This window comes from Rudanella paleaurantiibacter (assembly GCF_009184635.1).
In the GTDB taxonomy this organism is placed as follows: Bacteria; Bacteroidota; Bacteroidia; order Cytophagales; family Spirosomataceae; genus Rudanella; species Rudanella paleaurantiibacter.
The window spans coordinates 424,868-445,832 of the sequence record NZ_WELI01000005.1 but is presented as its reverse complement, the minus strand read 5'-3'; the positions used below and the strand labels follow the sequence as shown (position 1 = coordinate 445,832).

At 55.6% G+C, this 20,965-nt stretch carries 8 protein-coding genes; 3 read left to right on the top strand and 5 right to left on the bottom strand.

Annotated elements, in window-relative coordinates; all coding sequences use genetic code 11:
* The first annotated feature begins 173 nt into the window (after positions 1–173).
* Positions 174–2,837, top strand: a complete 2,664-nt coding sequence (mutS, locus tag F5984_RS13970; RefSeq protein WP_152124869.1) for a DNA mismatch repair protein MutS — start codon at positions 174–176, stop codon at positions 2,835–2,837.
* A gap of 119 nt (positions 2,838–2,956) precedes the next feature.
* Here mutS and F5984_RS13965 read toward each other — a convergent pair whose 3' ends face one another.
* Positions 2,957–4,387 carry an aldehyde dehydrogenase family protein gene (locus F5984_RS13965; RefSeq protein ID WP_152124868.1) on the bottom strand — a complete coding sequence of 477 codons (1,431 nt, stop codon included), beginning with the start codon at positions 4,385–4,387 and terminating at the stop codon, positions 2,957–2,959.
* A 226-nt stretch (positions 4,388–4,613) separates the two neighbouring features.
* On the opposite strand from F5984_RS13965, the gene F5984_RS26915 reads away from it, so the two are divergent.
* Complete coding sequence (locus F5984_RS26915) at positions 4,614–5,825, top strand: helix-turn-helix domain-containing protein (protein WP_152124867.1); 1,212 nt, start codon at positions 4,614–4,616, stop codon at positions 5,823–5,825.
* A gap of 81 nt (positions 5,826–5,906) precedes the next feature.
* Here the strand turns inward: F5984_RS26915 and F5984_RS13955 are convergent, their stop codons facing one another.
* The 3 genes from F5984_RS13955 to F5984_RS13945 form a co-directional block, all read right to left on the bottom strand.
* Positions 5,907–6,416 carry a hypothetical protein gene (locus tag F5984_RS13955; protein ID WP_246168985.1) on the bottom strand — a complete coding sequence of 170 codons (510 nt, stop codon included), beginning with the start codon at positions 6,414–6,416 and terminating at the stop codon, positions 5,907–5,909.
* A gap of 176 nt (positions 6,417–6,592) precedes the next feature.
* Positions 6,593–9,952: a UvrD-helicase domain-containing protein gene (locus F5984_RS13950; protein WP_152124865.1), complete on the bottom strand. Its 3,360-nt coding sequence runs from the start codon at positions 9,950–9,952 to the stop codon at positions 6,593–6,595.
* A 108-nt stretch (positions 9,953–10,060) separates the two neighbouring features.
* On the bottom strand, positions 10,061–11,299 hold the full coding sequence (locus F5984_RS13945; protein WP_152125093.1) for an MFS transporter: 1,239 nt from the start codon (positions 11,297–11,299) through the stop codon (positions 10,061–10,063).
* A 115-nt stretch (positions 11,300–11,414) separates the two neighbouring features.
* Between F5984_RS13945 and F5984_RS13940 the strand changes: the two genes are divergently transcribed.
* Positions 11,415–12,065 carry a phosphoribosylanthranilate isomerase gene (locus F5984_RS13940; RefSeq protein ID WP_152124864.1) on the top strand — a complete coding sequence of 217 codons (651 nt, stop codon included), beginning with the start codon at positions 11,415–11,417 and terminating at the stop codon, positions 12,063–12,065.
* Between the two features lie 188 nt (positions 12,066–12,253).
* Here the strand turns inward: F5984_RS13940 and F5984_RS13935 are convergent, their stop codons facing one another.
* Entirely contained in the window at positions 12,254–20,332 is an 8,079-nt protein-coding gene (locus F5984_RS13935) for an SdrD B-like domain-containing protein (RefSeq protein ID WP_185155514.1), read from the bottom strand.
* Between the last annotated feature and the right edge of the window lie 633 nt (positions 20,333–20,965).

Sequence of the window (20,965 nt, the reverse complement as noted above, 5' to 3'; positions counted from 1 at the left end):
ATGGACCTGATGAAAACGTATATCTAAAGAATGTCATAAAATTCATTTGAATTGTGAAGAAGATGGCCCATTTGGCAGCTACAAAACGCAGCTGAGGTGGCACGCTTGAGCGGGTTTTTTGCCCGTTTCTCCCCGTTTTTTACTAAATTTGTTTAAACTACCCGCTTATATTAGTGAAGACAGCCACGGCTCCCAAACAGGCCAAACCAGCTAAAGAAACACCTCTCAACCGGCAATACAATCAGGTAAAAGCGAAATATCCAGGTGCGCTGCTTTTGTTTCGCGTCGGTGATTTTTACGAGACGTTCGGCGAAGATGCCATCAAGGCCAGCAAGATTCTGGGTATTACCCTGACCAAGCGGAACAACGGTGGAGCCAACGAAGAACTGGCTGGTTTTCCGCACCATTCGCTCGATACCCACCTCCCCAAACTGGTGCGGGCGGGCGAGCGCGTCGCCATCTGCGATCAGCTCGAAGACCCGGCGCAGGCCAAGGGGATTGTGCGTCGGGGCGTAACCGAATTGGTGACGCCCGGCGTGTCGTTCAATGATAATGTGCTCGATACCCGCCGGAACAACTACCTGGCGTCGGTACATTTTGGGAAAGGGACCGATGAGTTCGGGGTGGCGTTTCTGGACATCTCGACGGGTGAGTTTCTGGCCGCGCAGGGTAATGCCGCCTATGTCGATAAGCTGTTGCAGAGTTTCAACCCATCGGAGGTGCTCTACTGCAAACGTAACCGGCAGGAGTTTGGTAGTTTGTTTGGCAACTCGCCCTCCGGCGATAAATTTCATACGTTTACCCTCGAAGACTGGGCCTTTACCTACGATTTTGGGTACAATTATCTCAAACAGCATTTTCAGACGACCTCGCTCAAAGGATTTGGGATTGAGGGCCTGCCCGATGGTATTATCGCGGCCGGGGTGATTCTGCATTACCTCAACGAGACCGAACACAAAGACCTTCAGCATATTACCCGCATTACCCGGCTCGAAGAAGACAAATATGTGTGGCTCGACCGGTTTACCATTCGTAATCTCGAACTGGTGGCGGCTCAGCAGGAGGGGGGCGTACCGCTGATTCAGATTCTCGATGGGTCGGTGACACCCATGGGCGCGCGGCTTATGCGGAAGTGGCTTATGCTCCCGCTCAAAGAAAAAGCCCTGATCGATGAGCGATTGAGCATGGTGGCCCTGTTGCACGACGACGATGAGCTGCTCGACCAACTGGTGGGGCACCTGAAACAGATTGGCGACCTCGAACGGTTGATCTCTAAGGTGGCCGTTCGCCGAATCAGCCCGCGCGAAATGTTGCAGCTAAAGCGGTCGCTTCAGCATATTCTGCCCATCAAAGAGTTGCTAATCAATGCACTCAACGCGCAACCCGACTCGCCGTCGCTCAAGAAATACGCCGACCAACTGAACCCGGTGGCTTTTCTGGTCGACCGGATCGAAGCCGAACTGCGCGAAGACCCACCGGTGGTTTCAAATGGGGGCGGTATGATCAAGTCGGGTGTCAATGCCGACCTGGATCACCTGCACGCCCTGGCCTACACTGGCAAGGATTATCTGGTGCAGTTGCAGGAGCGCGAAATTGCCCGTACCGGCATTGGCTCGCTCAAGATTGCCTACAATAAGGTGTTTGGCTACTACCTCGAAGTGACCAACGCCCACAAAGACCGTGTGCCGGCCGACTGGATTCGGAAGCAGACGCTGGTAAATGCCGAGCGGTACATTACGCCTGAGCTGAAGGAATACGAAGACAAGATTCTGAACGCTGAGGAGCAGATTTTCGCCATTGAGGCCCGGATGTATAACGAGCTGGTGCAGGCTGCGGGCGAATACGTCGGGGCCATTCAGCAAAACGCCCGCGTTATTTCGGTGCTCGATGTGCTGTCGTCGTTTGCGCGGGTGGCCCTCCGCAACAAGTACGTATGCCCGACCATTAACGAGTCGAAGGTACTGAACATCAAAGACAGTCGGCACGCGGTGATTGAGCAGCAACTGCCCCCCGGTGAACCCTACGTCCCGAACGATATTTATCTGGACGATGAAACCCAGCAGATTATCATCATTACCGGGCCTAATATGGCGGGTAAGTCGGCCCTGTTGCGGCAAGTAGCTCTGATTGTACTCATGGCACAGGCGGGGAGTTTTGTGCCCGCGTCGGCCGCTGAAATCGGGCTGGTCGACAAGATTTTTACCCGGGTCGGGGCCGCTGACAACCTCTCTCGGGGCGAAAGTACGTTTATGGTCGAAATGACCGAAACGGCCAGTATCCTGAATAACCTGAGCGAACGCAGCCTGGTGTTGATGGATGAAATTGGCCGGGGCACGAGCACCTACGATGGCGTCTCTATTGCCTGGGCCATTGCCGAGTTTTTGCACAATCACTCGAATTGCCGCCCCAAAACCTTGTTTGCCACCCACTACCACGAACTGAACGAACTGGCCAACGATAACCCACGTATTCGGAACTTCAACGTGGCCGTAAAGGAGGTCGGCAACAAGGTAATCTTCCTCCGCAAACTGAAAGAGGGCGGGTCAGAGCACTCGTTCGGGATTCACGTAGCCCAAATGGCGGGTATGCCGCCCTCGGTGGTAAGCCGGGCCGGTCAGATTCTGAAACAGCTCGAAGCCTCGCATCAGCGCGAAGACAACAAGGAGGCCATTCGCGAAGCAGGCACCCAGGAACGGGAACTGGCGTTGCGGATTATCGAGTCGGGCGACCCCCGTTCGGAGGCTATCAAGGAAAAGCTCAAAACGATTGACATCAACCGACTGACGCCTATCGAAGCTCTGCTCAAACTGAGCGAACTGGCCAAGTTGGTTGAATAGCGGTCTGGAATCTCGTTAGAGATGTCATCTCTGTAGATTGTCTCTGTTTTGGGGACGTTACAGGCAGAGATGACATCTCTTCGAGCACTCTCTGTTTGAGCATCTAGACTCTCTATTCCCTACAGCTTCTTCACCAGGAAGCCGATAAGCTTTTCGATTTGGTTGGTGTACGGGGGGTAAATAAATCGGGCGGTACCAAAATCACGCTTGATAACCCCCCGCATATTCGATAGCTCCTGAAAGCCAAAGAACCCATTGGACTTGCCAATACCGCTGTTGTTAACCCCCCCAAATGGCAGGTCCATGTGCCCGAATTGCCAGAAAAGATCGTTGACAACCGTGTCGCCGGCCGACGTTCGCTGCATGATGTAGTCGATGTTACGACGGCTACCGCTTTGGATGTACAGAGCCAATGGTTTTTCGCGGCTGTTGATCACCCGCAAGGCTTCGTCGGCGGTCTGGTACGGGACAACGGGCAGTACCGGGCCGAAGATCTCTTCCTGCATTACGGCCATCTGATCGGTTACGCCCTCAAGAACCGTGGGGGCAATGAAGTTGTCGGCCTCGTTTAGCTGACCACCCAGCGTGACGTTGGCCCCTTTCTGCACGGCATCCTCAATAAGCCGACGGACACGCCCAAAATGGTTTTTGTTCACAATCCGGCAGTAGCTTTCCGATTGGTCGGCGGATTGCCCATTGGGGTTATACATCCGTTGTACCGACTCCCGAAACGCCCGTAGAAACGGCTCCTTCACCGACTCGTGCACCAGCAAATAGTCGGGCGCGATACACGTTTGGCCGTTATTGAAGTACTTGCCCCAGGCAACCTGTTCGGCAGCCGCCTTGATATTGGCCGTTTCGTCGACAATTACGGGTGATTTTCCGCCCAGTTCGAGTGTGACAGAGGTTAGGTGTTTGGCCGCGGCCGCCATCACGATTTTGCCCACGGCGGGGCTTCCTGTGAAGAAAATATGGTTGAATGGCAGGTCGAGCAGCTGAGTCGCCACGGCAGCATCGCCCTCAAATACGGCTACTTCTTCGGGCGGAAACAACTCCTCCACCATGCGTTTGATGGTGCGGGTGGTGTTGGGCGTCATTTCGGACGGTTTGAGCATGACCACATTCCCGGTTGAGATAGCCGCAACTAATGGTTTGATGCACAAACCAAACGGATAGTTCCAGGGTGCAATAACGAGCACATTGCCTTTGGGTTCGTAGCGCACGTAACTACTGGTGCCCAGCAGGGGTAGGGGTGTGGGCACCCGGTGTGGCTTCATCCAACGGGCCAGGTGCTTGTTCGTGTGCCGAATTTCGTAGTACAAAGCCCCCAAATCACCCAGCAGTGCCTCGGCGGCCGGTTTCCTGAAGTCAGCGCGCATGGCCTGTAACAGATCGGCCTCGTGCTCCTGAATCCAACGGTGAATCCGGCCGATACGCTCAAGTCGCTCTTTGGCGGTGGTCAGGGCCATTTGGGGGGCGTGTCGGCGTTGGGCGTCAAAAACGGCCTGAATCGAGCTCTGATGGGTTAGTTTGGGCGAAGTCGTTGTCATAGGGGTACAAAAAAGGAGTTTGGTACAAAGACGGGTGGGGGATCAATCGGCCCGAAACGGCGTGTTCGGGCTGCGCCTAACGGGTGAAAATCAGCTGCATCCGTCCGGACTCATGCTGCTTTACCGGGCGGGCACCTAAAAATACAAAAAATGGACGGTGGGATTCAATTTTTATCTTTTAGCAAAAGCCGTATGTTTACTAAAACATTTTTAGCAATCCCGCCCCATGAGCCTTGTGAGCGAGAATATTCGGTATTTGCGTAAACTCAACGGACTGACGCAGGAACAATTTGCCCGCCGGTTGGGCATTAAGCGTTCGCTGGTGGGAGCCTACGAAGAGGCCCGCGCCAATCCGAACCCCAATAACATGATCGCCATTGCCAAGGCGTTCAACGTAACCGTCGAAAACTTACAACGGCAGGATTTGCGGAAACTGCGCGAAACACCCAACCTTTCGTTTGACCGGGGAGCGGGCCAAAGTAGCAGCAGCAGTATCCCGTCGCGCTCTATTTTCCGGGAGCCTGCCCCCGAGCCAGCCGATGACAGCCTGTTTGCCGATGATCCCCTGCCGATGGCCGACAACCGGCCCGATCTGTCGGATGTGCCCAAGCCGCTGGCGTCGGTGCTGGAAAAATACTACCGGGCTCCGTCGGCAGTGCCGCCCCCAGCGGGGCCTCAACCTGCCTCGGGTCTGCCGTTTGAAGCGCCCGTAATTAGTGATCCGGTGCGGCCGGGGTCGGTTATGGCCGAGCGGGGTAACTTACCTGTGCCGCCCGAAGCTCCCCGTCCGGTGCCGCCTGCTCCTAATCCGGCCGATCGGGCTCCGTTTGAAGTGCGTAGCTCGCCCGCACCGGTGGTGCCCGAGCCTGCGGGAGCCGGTCCACTTGTGTTCAACAATGCGTATGAACAACCGGCACCCAGCCCTATTGCGCAACCCCGTGAGGAAACCGGCTTGCCGCCTATTCCGCTGGTGATGCAATATCAGTTCAGCGAATACGCGCAGCGAAGCGGACAACATGACTACATAAACCGGCTGCCGTCGTTGCGGTTGCCCACCTTGCCGGTTGGCCATTACCGGGCGTTTGAAGCCGATGGCGACTTCTCGTTGCCGGGGGCTCTGCTCGTGGGGCAGTTTGTGCGCAATTGGTTCGATATTGTCGATGGGCGGCTGTACGTATTGATGCTCGCCGGCCAACGACTCGATGGCGCCCGGATACTGTGCCGGCGGGTATTTAATCAGGTGAAGATCAAAGGAACGCTCCTGCTCACGGCCGACAGTCCGCATGTGCCCAGCCGCGAGGTGCCGCTCAAGGAAGTACAGGAACTTTGGGAGGTCAAAGCGTTTTTCAGCCAGCAACTGCCCGACCCGGCGCCCAACCTCGACCGTCTCCGCCAACTGGTCGAAGAAATGCGGTTCGAGGTTGACCGGATTAAATAAACCCGAACGATGGATGACGGGCGTTAGTAACGATGGGTAAAGAAGCTATCTGTACCAAAAGTCATCCATCGTTCAGGTAAACTACAAGGGTAGCTTGGTCAGCACCTTATATGCATCGGGGATACGGACGCCGTGGAAGCCGTTGGTGAGGCCGTATAAAATCGAAATGGTCAGCAGAACACCCAGAGCAAGCAGGATGCTGGCTTGCTCGTGGGGAGTGAGGCCCAGCACGGAGTGTTTCATTTTGCGGCTGTGAATCGCTGCTATATGGCCCACAAACGCAGCAATGGCCAATCCATAGTAAGGCACAAAAAACAGGTTGACAGGAAAACTGTTCAACCCGGCGACGCCGAAGTAAAAGTTGGTGTCGAGGTTCAGGATATGACGACCAACCAGTACCGCACTCAGGTGAATCAGCAGGAAAAAGGCCAGATACAGGCCGGTCCATAGCTGGAGCTTATCAAAACCCGTTTCTACCTGCCTGCGAAACCGAGAGACCAGTAGAAGACCGGACACCACCTGCAACGCGACGGCTCCCAACAACACGGCTTCGGCTACCGGATGCCGGTACACGAGCCGCAGGGTATTCATCAGGCCTATATGTGCTGCGGCACCGGCAAGGCTATACGTGTGGTTAATTAGGTGGAAACCAACGAATAATATGATTAATACGCCTGAAAAGTAGTGAAGTGTTCGGGTATTCATAGCCAGAATGATGCTACGGCGGCCGCTAAGTTAACGCGAAAAACGGATTCGACCGGTCCCGTTTACACACTAACAACGTAGGGTATTTCGGCCAGATACACTAACCGGCCGGTTACCTGCCCGTAGCCCATTTGACGGTACAAATCGACGAAGTAACGCAGGCCGTTTGTATCTCGCTCGGGGATGCCGGGTACGCTCACATACTGCACCAGCACCAGATGGCCGGGCGCGAGGTGTACCACCCGGTGCGGGGCTCCGTGCAGTTGTCTGGCACTCAGTACACTCCGGTCGGTGTCGATGCGGAGCCGGGGATTAAACACGTCCAGCAACTCGGGGTGCATCACAATCTGAATCAGTTGTTGCCGCAGGTCGTCGGTTTCGGCCCGGCGCACCAGCCCTTCGCTCACCAGTTGCCGAATTGTCTTCTCAACACACCCCGGCCCTTTGATCAGGCTAAGGGCGGCCACAATCTTACGGTCACGGTCGCGGGTGCGTTCAAACGTGCGCACATCAAACACCCGGTCGGCCTGCCGCCGGAGTTGTAGTTCCTGCTGACGGTGCCCACTCATCACTTCATTCAGAACGATCTCGTCGGTGTACGCGGCTTTTTTGGGGTGTTCAAAAGCCTGATCGCAGTTTGACACAATGTATTCACTTTGTTCCTCCTGCCAGCCACAGCCGCAGGTGAGGGCGTGGGGGCCGTTGAGGTATTCGTACAGCCAGTAGCTCACCGTGTTTTGCGACCGGGCGTCGGTCCACTTCAACTGCTGGCCAATTACGTAAAGCCGATCGGTGGGGCGGGTAAAGGCCACGTAGAGCAGGTTCATGTTTTCCAGAAATGACCGCGTCATTTCTTCTTCGTACTGCGCGCGCAGGCCAACGGGTAGCTTGTCGAGTTTCTGGCTGATGCGAACCGGTGCGTGCCGAAGCCGGACGGACGCACCCTGCTCCGGGGCGTGGGTGAAAAACGCTGAATCGACCGGGCTGAGGTCGAGCCATAAATCGCCCCGGCCCGATACGTCCCAGTTGGCAAAGGGTATAATCACAACCGGGTATTCGAGCCCTTTCGACTTGTGAATGGTCTGGATGCTGACAGCGTTGGTGTTGGCAGCTTCGCCCACCGACACTTTTTTCTGGGCCGACTGCCAGTAGAGCAGGAAATCGGCCAAATGGCCGCTCTGCTTGTGGCTGAACGTGAGAATTTCGTCGAGAAACCGGAACAGAAAGGGTGCGTCGCCCGCCCGGTCGAAGAGCCCGAACTGAAAAATAAGCTTTTCGGCCAGCTCGTAAGCGTTGAGTTGCCGCAGGGCGTGCGGTTCCAGCTCATGCCCGAACGATTGCAGATACCCAAAAATAGCGTCGGGGTCTTCCGACTCGGCAATATCGCGGAGTTCGGCGGTCAGAGCCGCGTCGGGCAGCAATCCCCGCACCACCCGACTGTAGAGGTACAGCATCTCGTACCGAATCAGGGGCTGATCGGGGCGGCTGAGCACCTGCATAAGCGTAACCACCAACCGAATGGAGTCGGCGTACTGCAACGATAGCGAATCGGCCGAAACGAGCGGAATACCGAGGCTGTTCAACTCGTTGGCGAGGGCTTTGGCCTGGTCTTTTTTTCGGCACAGAATGGCAATGTCGCGGTACTGATACCCATCGTTGAGGGCTTTACGGAGGTAGGTAACCGTGCGGGCGAGCATCACCCCGGTCAGGTCGGTGGCTTCGTCGCCTTCGCCCGTGTTGGTCTGGGGCTTCTGCACAAAATCGATCTGCACATGCCCCAACGGCCGGGCTTTGGGTGCGGGTTTCTGCTGGAATTGCCGGGCCGTATCGAACACCTCGGCGATTTTTCCGTGTGTCAGCTCAAACCGGCGGGCGGTGAAATCAAAAAACTCGTTGTTGAACCGGACAATGGGTTCGGCACTGCGCCAGTTGGTGTCCAGAATAGCATCATTCAGGTGGCCTTCAAGCGCCTGAATCCGCTCTGCCGTAAATGAATCGGGGCCGTCGGTCATGCGGGTGTGGGCCACTTGTAAGGCCCCGAGGTCCCGGCGGTGCAGGGCCACAATCTGATCCATGTCGCCCCCCCGAAACCGGTAAATGGCCTGTTTGCCATCGCCCACGGCCAGGTTGAAATGGCCCGCCCCGAGGGCGTTGTCGAGCAGCGGCAGGAGGTTGGCAAACTGGAGCCGGGAGGTGTCCTGAAACTCGTCGATCAGGATGTGGTTGAATTTGTTGCCCAGCCGTTCATACAGAAACGGTACCGGCTCATGGGCTACCACTTCCAGAATTCGCTTGTTGAACTCCGAAATATGAACGCGGCCGTCTTTGCGAAGCAACTCATCAAACTCCACCCGGATCTGCTTGAGCAGGGCCAGTTTCTGGAGGTGCGGTTGCAGGCATTCAAAGAGCACTATTTGCTCCATGCGTTCGGCTCGGATAGCCTCAATCCGGTGGAAGCAATCGCAAAGCTGATCGGCAATAGCGTCGATTGTAGCCTGTATGGGCTTGGGGGCTTTTTTACCGTACCATACGCCTTCCTCAACCGCTTTGGTGTGGTACGAATTGGTTTTCCGGCGGGCGTCGCCCCCGGCAACCGCTTTGAAGTAAGCCCCGATGCCTTTGGACGTTTGAGCAAAGTCGACCTCGCTCAGATTATTTTGCTCAATACAGAGCCAGGCCTGTTGCCCCACGGCTATAATGTCGGCTTCGGCCTGGGTAATGTAGTCGCGCATGCGTTGGCGGATGCTGCGAATAGCCGTTGGCGATAGCTCCTGCACACCCCGTACGGCCTCGTAATGCTGGTCGGAGGTGAGGTGCTTGCCAAACGCTTGCAGGGCCATAGGTACGTTGCCCCAGCTTTCGCCCTCGGCGGCCGTTTCGCGGTAGTATTGGCTCAGCACTTCGGTGATTTCTTCCATCTGCTCGGCCCCGGCCTTTTCGATCAGGTTATCAACCGCCAATTCGAGTACTTCGTCGGTGTCCATCTCTACTTCAAATGAGTAAGGCAGGCCCAGCTCGTCGGTAAAGGCCATAATGACCCGCTGCGTAAAGCTGTCGATGGTTGTTACCGAGAAGTCGGAGTAGCCGTGCAGGATGGCCCGGAACACCTCGCGGGCCTTGGCCGACACATCGTCACGGGCAAGGGTGTGGGCATCGGTGCCTATTTTATGACCGGTCAACTCTTCGGTCAGCACGTTCAGCATCGAGCCGTTTCGTACCGATTCGTCGTCGCTGCACATGTATTGCAACTGCTTCAGAATCCGGTCTTTCATTTCGTTGGCCGCGGCATTGGTAAACGTTACGGCCAGAATATGCCGGTAATACCCCGACGGTGCGCCCGGCTTCAGGGCGAGTTTGAGGTACTCTTTGGTAAGGGTGTATGTTTTGCCCGAACCGGCCGATGAACTGTAGATCGTAAACATGGTGGGAGGGGATTAATGCGTAATGATGAATGACCTGACGCGCAACTATTTTTTGTATCAATTACGCATTACGCATTACGCATTACGCATTACGCATTACGCATTACGCTAACTCAGTCTGACGCTAAATAAATCCTTCGATTTTACGTACACATACGCCACAACAACCAGTGTGACTACCCCGCCCAGCATGACCGAGGGGGCGGCTCCGAGCAGTCGGGCGGCAACGCCGGATTCAAACGCCCCGATTTCGTTGGACGAGCTGACGAAAATACCGTTGACGGCGGCAACCCGGCCGCGCATATGGTCGGGCGGGAAAATCTGGAGAATTGTCTGCCGGATAATGACGCTTACACTGTCGAACGCGCCGGTAAGCGCCAGCATGAACAGCGACAGGTAGAAATCTGTCGATAGGGCGAAAATGATGGTAGCCAGCCCGAAACCCACTACAGCCAGCAGCATGTTACGCCAGGCATTTTGGGTAGGTGGGTACCGTGCCATAATCAACATGGTACTGACGGCCCCCACGGCCGGAGCGGCCCGCAGAAAGCCCAGCCCCTGCGCCCCAACCTTCAGAATGTCTTCGGCAAAAACGGGCAAAATGGCAACCACCCCCCCGAACAACACCGAAAACAAGTCGAGCGAAATGGCGTAGAACACGATTTTGGTCTTAAATACAAATCGGAACCCTTCTTTAAGGCTGTCCCAGAAGCCCAGCGGAGTTTCGTCGTGGTTGACCACCACCGGCCGCTTCCGAATCATCGACAGGAGGAGGAAGCAAATACCAAACAGGCCAATAATGACGAGCAAGGCGTTGTCGAGCCCGAGCCAGTTGTACAGAAAACCAGCCGCGCCCGGCCCGGCAATAGCGCCCGCCTGCCAAAACGAACTGCTCCAGGTAGACGAGTTGGGGTAAAGCTCGCGCGGTACCAGAAATGGCTTGAGCGACGAGCTGGCGGGTGAGTAAAACCCTTTGGCCGTCCCGATCAGCACCAGCACACCGTAGATCAGGGCGAGCCGCTCCCGTAGCGAGAGTTGGGCTTCGAGAGCGGGCTGGAAGGCCAGATACAGCACTACCGAACCCAGCATGATCACAAACAGGCTGATTTGCAGAATGCGCTTTTTGTCGTACCGGTCGGCGAGGTGACCGCCAAACAAGGCCAGCATGATAAACGGAATAGCCTCGGCCAGCCCAACCAGCCCGAGGGCGAGCGGGTCGTGCGTGAGTTTGTATAATTCGTAGCCCAGAATCACCTCCTGCATAAGCAGAGTGGCCGTGATCAGAAAGCTATTGGAGACGAAAAATCGAAAATCGGGAATGCGTAGCGACGCGTACGGATCAGTCATGAAATAAGACGTGGGCTGGTAGAGACCGGGCACAAGTTGCGCCGGGCTCCGGCCGTCGGGAGTACGAAGATAACGGCTTTTTAGCCTATTTTGGCCCCAAACGAGCGTTTCATCCATGAGAATCCGCGTAAAAGTTTGCTGCATCAGCAGTGTAGAAGAGGCCCGGATGGCTATTCGGGCGGGGGCCGATGCCCTCGGTTTGGTCGGGCCGATGCCCAGTGGGCCAGGCGTGGTGGCCGACGATCTGGCGGCTGCCATAGTCCGTAGCGTGCCGCCCCCTATTGCTACGTTTATGCTGACGAGCGAAACATCGGCCGACGAAATCGTGGCCCATCAGCAACGCGTAGGGGCCAACACCATTCAGTTGGTCGATGCCGTACCGGCCGGGACGTACGCCCAAATTCGGGCGGCTTTGCCTGCCGTGAAAATTGTGCAGGTAATCCATGTCGTTGATGAGCGCAACCTGGCTGAAGCCCTACAAGCCGTAGCCGAAGGAGCCGATGCGCTGTTGCTCGATTCAGGTAACCCAACTCTGGTGATAAAAGAATTGGGCGGTACGGGCCGGGTGCATAACTGGCAGATTAGCCGTCAGATTGTCGACGCATCGACCGTGCCTGTATTTCTGGCTGGTGGGCTGCGGCCCGATAATGCCCGGGAGGCTATTCAGACAGTGGTGCCGTTTGGGTTGGATATTTGCAGTGGTGTCCGCACCAACGGCCACCTCGACCCCGACAAACTTCGGGCGTTTTTAGAAGCTGTACGGTAGTCGTCTTTAGCACAGGCGAATCTGATTCGATACACTTAGAAACAGAAACAGCAACCGTTTAGAGCGGTTGCTGTTTCTGTTTGGGTTGAGCCGCCCGAGGTGCTACAAGGGGCGGGGCTCCATTGTCGGCGGGCGGTTGGGTAGGGCTGTTTGCCTTGCTTTCCGCCCCACCGACGTACTCCTGAGGCTTACTTCTGAATTTTAGACACCGTGATCGGTACGCACTTGTTGGTTGGACAAGTGCAGTTTGCCGATAAGCCAACCGTTACATCGCGGAAACAACCCGTTTGCATATCCGTTACGCGAACCGTGTAATTACCCTCGGGTAAATTGGTTGCAATGACTCCGTTGGCGGGGATAGCCGTAGCCTGAGCGGGCTGGGCTGAGGCAGCGTCGAAGCTGGTTGTTGGCGAATACTGGAATTGGTAACGACCGGTTGTGGGCAGGCCCGTAATCTGCAACTGACCATCGGCTTGCGGAGTCGCACCAACGCAGGTTGGCTTTTGTGTCACGAGTGTAAACAGGGGTACTTCCGTTTCCTGAATCACGATCTGACAGCATGATTGGCCGTTGCAGTTCCCCACCGACCCGCCGTCGGCCACCACGTTGTAGGCACCGGGTAGGGTTGCTGTAAACGAGTTGAGCGGACCATCGGCCACCAGCGTAGACGTAGTTGTCCCGGGTGCTGTGAGATACCATTGGTAGCGGCTGTATCCTGATGGTACCGTTAGCCGGATGGCGAATGGCCGTCCTTTACAAACCAGATAGGGTACCGAAGTGCAGACCTTGGTTTCGATAATCGTGTTAGACACCGGAAGCGTTGCCGTGTTGGTGGTAATGCCTTCGCTAACCAGGCTCACGCTAAATACCAGTGTTGCAGTTGTTCCTGTGGGTAGCGTAGCAACATTCCAGGTACCACCCGTTGGGTTCGGAGTGAAGGTTCCTGTCGACGCTGTGACCGAACCCGGAACGAATGCGATGCTGGCGCTGAAGGTATCGGTAACCACCAGGTTGGTTGCTGATACCGGGCCTGTATTGCTTAAGGTCAACGTGTACGTCACTACATCACCTAATTGGGCCACGGTGGCACTTACCTGTTTCTCGAGGTTTACCGATGGGGCTGCCGAGCATGAAGTCGGAGCTGCGAACGTTGTGCTGACCGAAGCACAGGCTGTTTCAGCAAACAGGGCTGTTGCCGTGCCTGTGGCTCCATTGGCCGGAAGACCATTAACAATTATCTGTACCGTGTTCTCACCTGATGCCGTGAGGCTGAAGACTTGCGATTGACCACCCAGCGTTAGTGTTACCGATTGAGGCTGCAACAAGTTGCTTGCCGTCAGCGTCGCTGTGGCTGAAAAGGTGTTCGTTGCCGACTGGCAGGTGCCTGCCGTTACCACCAGACTCGCTGAGCAGGGAGGGAGCGTATTAACCACAATCGAAGCGGTTGTAAAGCAGCCGGGGCCCGTGGTACACGTAGCTGAGTAGGTCTGGGTTGGCTGCATTGGCATCACCACGATGCTGGCTCCGGTTGAGCCATTGCTCCAGGCAATCGAGCCGGTGCAGCCGGTGGCCGTCAAGGTCACATTTGAGCCGACTGTCACCAGCGTTGAGCTGGCTGACAGGTTGACTGCTGGCTGGGGCAGCACCGTCACGGTGGCTACCGCTGAGGTAGTCGAGGTGGTTGTCGTACAGGTAGCCGTGTAGCTGGTGGTCTGCGTCAGAGCCGGGGTGACGAGCGAGTTACCCGATGTGCCGTTGCTCCAGGTGATTGTCCCCGCGCAACCAGCGGCCGTGAGGGTAGCCGATGAGCCGTGGCAGACCGTGGCTGATGACACAACCAATGATGCCGGGGCTTCGGTGTTAATCACGATGCTCGCGGTTGTGAAACAGCCGGGGCCGGTGGTACACGTTGCCGAGTAGGTCTGGGTTGGCTGCATCGGCATGACCACGATACTTGCTCCGGTGCTACCGTTGCTCCAGGCAACCGTGCCGGTGCAACCGGTGGTCGTCAGGGTGACGTTGCTACCCGCGGTCACCAGTGTTGAGCTGGCCGAGAGGTTGAGCACGGGCTGGGGCAGCACCGTCACGGTGGCTACCGCTGAGGTCGTTGAGGTAGCCGTCGTACAGGTAGCCGTGTAGCTGGTGGTCTGCGTCAGATCCGGAGTCACCAGGGTGTTACCCGATGTGCCGTTGCTCCAGGTGATTGTCCCCGCGCAACCAGCCGCCGTCAGGGTGGCCGATGAACCGGCACAAATAGTGGCTGAGGTTACAATCAGGTTGGCCGGGGCTTCAGTGTTAATTACAATCGAAGCCGTGGTAAAGCAAGCGGGGCCAGTCGTACAGGTTGCCGAGTAGGTCTGAGTGGTCTGCATCGGCATCACCACGATGCTTGCTCCGGTGCTACCGTTGCTCCAGGCAATCGAGCCGGTGCAGCCGGTGGCCGTCAGGGTAACGTTGCTACCGGCCGTTACCAGCGTAGCACTGGCCGAGAGGTTGAGCACTGGCTGGGGCAGCACTGTCACGGTGGCTGCTGCCGTGGCCGAGCACCCTGCTGAGCTGGTGCCGGTTACGGAGTAGGTGGTCGTTGCCGTGGCAGATACAACAATGCTTTGGGTTGTTTGCCCTGTGTTCCAGAGGTAGGTACTCCCTCCTGAAGCGGTGAGCGTGGCTGAGCTACCAGCGCAGACCGTGGCCGACGTAACCGACACGACGGGTGCCGGGTTCTGTACCACGGTCGTAGTAGCCGTGCCCGAGCAACCAGCGGCCGAAGTAGCCGTTACTGAGTAAGTACCCGCTGTGCTCACGGAGATGGTTGCGGTGGTCGCGCCGTTGCTCCACAGGTAGGAGGCCCCACCCGAAGCAGTGAGGGTGGTTGACTGGCCTGCGCAAATGCTGAGGCTGCCCGCACTGATGGTCGCGGTTACGGCTGGATTCACCGTCACGGTACCCACCGCAAAGGTCGTTGAGGTAGCCGTCGTACAAGTCGCTGTGTAATTGGTCGTCTGTGTCAGCGCCGGAGTCACAAGCGTATTGCCTGTAGTCCCGTTGATCCACCTAACAGAGCCGGTGCAACCAGCAGCCGTCAGCGTAGCTGATGAACCGGCGCAAATGGTGGCCGAGGTTACAATCAGATTGGCCGGGGCTTCAGTGTTAATTACAATCGAAGCCGTGGTAAAGCAAGCGGGGCCAGTCGTACAGGTTGCCGAGTAGGTCTGGGTGGCCAGCATTGGCATCACCACGATGCTTGCTCCAGTGCTACCATTGCTCCACGTTAAGGTGCCCGTGCAACCGGTGGCCGTCAAGGTCACATTTGAGCCGACTGTCACCAGCGTAGCACTGGCACTCAGATTGAGTACGGGTTGCGGCAGTACCGTCACGGTTCCTACCGCGAAGGTGGTTGCACTGGCGGTGGTGCAAGTGGCCGTGTAGCTGGTGGTCTGGGTGAGTGCTGGAGTCACGAGCGTATTGCCCGATGTACCGTTGCTCCACGTTACCGTGCCCGCACAGCCCGAAGCCGTCAGCGTGGCCGAATTGCCGAAGCAAACCGTGGCCGAGGTCACAGTGATGGTGGCAGCCACCGAGCAGCTGGCCGGCGCGTTGTAGGTAGCCGTTGCCGTGCCGCAACCGGGCAGGCTGACCGTTACCGTATGCGAGCCCGTGCCCGACGTCAGACCTGTCAGCGAGTAAGCGACCGAGGTAGCCCCAGCGGGTACCGTGACTGTCGTGCTTTGCGCACCGTCGGTGATGGTAGCGGTGCCCGCTGTAGCACTCGTCAGACTGATGGTGCCCGAAACGGCGTATTGGTTGGTGGCTGGGTCGCAGGTTCCGGGAGTGACGGTAGTTGCAATGGCACAGGGGATTTCCACGGTCAGGCTAACCGTTGCCGTTGCTTCGCAGCCTACCCCATTGCTTACCAGTACGGTGTACGTATAAACTCCTGCCATTGCTGGTGCTACCACAGTGCGACTTGCCATTGTGGTGGCGGTAGGACTACTGATGCCCGCCCCACTCCAGATGTAGGTGGTTGTTCCAGAACTTATGCCTGTTGCTGTGGCATTAAGCGTGATGGAGGCACCGGTAGCTGCATTGGCTGGCGATGCGGTTGCTACTACGTTTGTTGGTGTAACACAACATTCCAGCTTGGTAATCGTGAAGGTGAAGTCGTTATAACAAACCTCTTCACCGTTAAACACCCGAACGGTGTAGGTAACGTCGGTAGAAGAGCCAGGAATATTACCCACAACAACCCCGTTGGTCAGGCTGCTAATGGCTACTGCCGTGGAATACGAACCGGTGAAAGTAGTGCCGATGGAATAGCCAACCTTGTCGCCGATGGTTCCACCGCCGATGCTGATGCTGCCGAGACCGCCTGCACAGGTGGGTTGTACAACGCTGGCAACATAATTAGGCTTGATGCACTTGTAGAAACCAAAGTCAACCGAGTAGTTGGTGTATCCACCGTCCAATGGTTCGGCAACGGCACTGAGCGTAATAGGCTTACTAATGATGCCACAATCAACAACGGAAGTGCCGTTGTCGTCGTTTTCCACGTTATTATCCGGGTCGGGCGCAGGGTGGTTGCCCGTGCTGCTGACATAGTCGAGCAGAACACCTTTGAAATTCACATCGGGAATCTGCACGATGTAATTACCCGCCGGTAACCGATCGAACGTGTAGATACCGTCGATACCCGCTACGGTTCCGGTAATGGTTGTCGTCACCGATTCGTCGGCCTGTGGTTTGCCGTCATTGTTCCGGTCGTTGTAAAGGTTAACGGTAACTCCGTTTAGGCCAACCTCATCTTTGTCTACCAGTCCGTTGTTGTTGGCGTCGCTCCAGACGTAGTTTCCTAACTTATACAGACCCGTCTGGATAATCAGACCAGCATCCCAGGTTAAGTCAACCTCCCCCGCTGTCAGGCTAAACGTAGCTGTTCTGCCCGTTGCCGGGTCCACGTCGGAGTCAGTTTCGTCGCTTGTAGAACCGCCTTGCGAGCCACTCCCTGGCGTATAGGTTTTGTCGGGGGTTGGCTTGAACTGCACGTAGTATGAACCGGGTTCCAGCTGGTCGAACAGGTAATAGCCCGGCCGACCATACACGTCGTTGGTTGTTACCGTGCTGGCTGAAAATACTCCGGTAGAGGTGTAGAGGCAAACGATGACCCCGTTGATACCGTTGGCCGACGATTCGTCCTGCACATTGTTCTGGTTTTCGTCGAACCACACATAATTTCCAACCGCTGCCTTAGCGGGGAATATTCCCTGGTCCCAGGTGAGGTCGTTTTCGGTTGCGCTCAGGTTGGTGATAGGGGCAATTGTTACCCGACTGCCATTACAGATCCCCGCAATTCCGTCCGAATCCAGCTCGTCACTCGTCGCATTGGCAGGAGAGGTTTCGTAGCCCGGAGGCAGGAAGAATACCGCGTAGTAATTGCCGGGGGCTAGGCCGGGGAACAGATACAAACCGCCGTTGGCTGTTGAGGTGAAGGCAATGAGCGGGTCGGTTTTAGGATCGTTAACATTATCGCCGTTGTCTTTGTGCAGTTCAACCCGCACCCCGTCGATACCTGTTTCGCCCGCATCCTGAATACCGTTTTTGTTCGCATCGAGCCAAACGAAGTTGCCATAGCTACTATTTACGTCGGCCTTGACCTTAATCCCAACTTTGAACGGCTCCGAGGGCAGGAACGGGTCGTTGTTATCCTGGCGTTTGGCCTTAAAGCCAAAGGAGTTCCAGGCAATTTCGTTGTTCGTTGGGGCTGTCACCGGCGCGCGCATGTCCCAGGTCAGTTCGATCTGATCGCCGGGTTGCAGCACTTTTGTGCCAAAGTCTAGCTTCAGTGACTGAATCGTGGTTGGGTCTGTGGGCAGTACCGTCGACCAGTTGGCGGGCGTACAGCCGGCTGGGCCTGCGGCTACGTAGTCGGTCCGGCAGGGGTTGGTGGCGGTGCTGTAATACACCGTAACCCCTGCGGGCGTTTGAATCGGCGTGATCAGGTTAGGCCGCCACTCGGTCAAACGGGCCGTTGGGTCAATCACCCCTCGGTCGCCTACCCAGGGCAGAATGTCCAGTACCTCAACGCTTGTGGTAGGTACATTACCGGTGTTGGTCACAATCAGCTTGTAGTTGGCCATACCTCCGGGCACCGTCTGCCCGAAGTCGGGGTAGCGGGAGTATTCCGTGTCGCACTGACCTTTCACCCACTTCACAGATGATAGTTGAGCTGCTGATGTTACGCCGAGAATAGCAGAACCATAGCAAAGCGTTTCGCTTTTGACACCATTTGAGTTCAGGTCGTACACATCGGCAACACCAACCTGCTCAGGGGTGTAGTACTGCGGAACGTTACAAACGTGGGTAGAACTTCCGGTAAAGTAAGCGGTATTCTTAAGGCCTCCTGTTTCCAGATACGGATTGTAGAGCTGGTCGTTTGTTGTAAACTGGCTACCGGGTCCGGCTGGTGCCAAGGCATTGACCTTGACCCCTATGTTGACGCCATAGGTGGCCCCTGAGGGCATGGGAGAACTCCAGCTAAACCGAATTAGGGTGCGGCCAGTACCGTTGAAGTTTGGTATCACTTCGGTTGTGCTGGCTGGCGGGGTGCCACTGCTATAGATAATCTGGTTCGTGAAATCCAGACCAACGGGCAACAGATCCATAATTGCCGGATTTTGTAGCGGCTGGCCTCCCCCTAGGTTTTGCGCTCTTAGATAGGACCAGAACGGTGGGGTTGTTGCGTTGACATTTTCACTATAGAAGAGGTTATAAATATCGTTTGCACTCTTGGTGTAAAGCTTATTAACGCCAATTGAACTAAACTGGTCAAGCGGCTGAACTGCAAAGGTGGCACAAAGCGAAGTTGCTGGGTCAAACACTAGGCTTGTGTTGCTGGCCGTGGCTGTGAGACAGTTTTGTACCGAAGTTGCCGTTGAGGTAGCATTCAACGTAAAGTTTATATAGATCGGACTGCCACCTGTTGTGGCGCCAGCCGGGAATTTGTCGGCGGTAATTTTTATGGCCGTTATCACATCGCCCGCAGTGGGACCGTAGGCATTTGATGTCGTTAGTATTTCTGTGTAGGTGGGATTATTAACGGTTTTAACAAAGTACCGAATGATCTCATCTCCTCCCAGGTTAGCGAAAAATGCCCTGTTTATGCTCGTTACTGTGATGTCCGCGGACGGTATAATATCTTCGATAACCACATCGGTGAGGGCCGTGTTACCCGTGTTGATGAGGCCAATAGTGTAGTATGAGTTTTCCCCTGGCTTCAATAGCGATTTGTTAGAACTCTTTCCCGCATTCATCATCGCAACAGGCGATGCCAGTGAGCTCGTGTTCGAAAGGGTATTTGTGCAGGTACCTGTCGAAAGTGATGAATAAACCGTCCCGTTCGAGTACGTTTTGGTGCTACCGTTCGTAACCACAATAGGGGTGGCTACGCCGTCGGGTTGATAGGTCACCGTTACGTCGGAGGTCACACTCGTGCCCGTAGCAAAAACTGAACTTGGGTAAATAACCCTGACCTGAATTTCAACGACGGGAGCATATGCACTGATAATTTGCATGGTCGAGGCCGGCAAATTAACTGTTACGTTGGCGTTGGTATTATCAATGGTATAGGCATTGGCGGGGATGACGGGCAACGGTAAGCCGTCCACTGCTTTAATCTCAACAGATTGTATCTGTGTCCCCGCCGGAAACTGCTGCAGGAAAGTTATTGGCCCTGGATTCACTGTACCTATGCCATTGCTACCATAATTATTCCCGACAAAGCCAAGTTGTGTTCGGTACAACGTGGTGTTATCGAGGGCAAAGCCGGCTGGTGTTGATATTTGCGGGCAAAACTTGTCTGATGAATGCAGAGTCGTGTTAACCGTCTGTGTAGAACCGGGTACGCCGTTCGAAGCCAAGACGGCCGTAAGCGTAGCCGTGGAGTTATCAGCAAGTCCAAAAACACCCTGACCTGTTACCTGAATAATGCCTGTATTACCGGCGGTCAGTGGTTCTTTCAAGGTAAATGTGATGCTGTTGCCGCTCGGGCTAATCGAGTAGCTCAGAATATCAGATGGCAAGCCTATAGTTTGAGTGGGGAATACGATGTTCTGCGGAATGGTAGCCGTTAAGGTAACTCCTGTGCAGTTGTTGGTCGTGCTTGCACACTTGTACTTGAATGTGTACACCAGCGTTTCGCCTGTCAGAATATCCGTCTTGTTGGATTCGGCAGTAAGTTCGAGAGTTTGGGCCTGAGCTGTAGAACTACTCAATAACGCCACCGCGAAGAGTATTGCCGCAAGGGCCCGCATGGGTGCCTTCTCTGCGATAGGCTTTAAAGCCCTTAGTTCATGAGTGAACCTGCTCAATAACCGCCTAACCGGACCATTAAGCGATTGAAGGACCCGCGCAAACGGAATTTGTAAAGAATTTTTCATGAGAGTCTGACTACGGAATGATGTGTACTGATTTGATGGCTGCGTAACAGGTGATTCGTGTCTTCCCCAATGGGTAGCTGCAATAGAGCTATTTCGACAGGGTCCGGTTTTAATCGGTGTCGGCAAGTGAAAAGAATGCGTGTGAAGGTTTGCACTGTTAAGGTTCGATTAGTCATATGGGTGTCGAAGACTTAGGACTACTTTAATTGGCAACCCTAGAGTATGGTCGCTGGCGCTGGTGATCGCAATGGCTTATGGTCACGTTGCGCAAAGAATCTACGTTAACGACAAGACTTAGGCGGGCTTGGGGCGAAGGTTGAAATCGAAGCCTAAATGAATTCGGAACCATGTGTCGTTGCCCGTCGGATCTTCATTTGAATCCCAAAATCGAGCATGAATTGCAGGTTTACTTAACTGCGTGACAGGATAGGAGGGCACCGTTTTACCGATTCGGAGGAGGTGAAATTG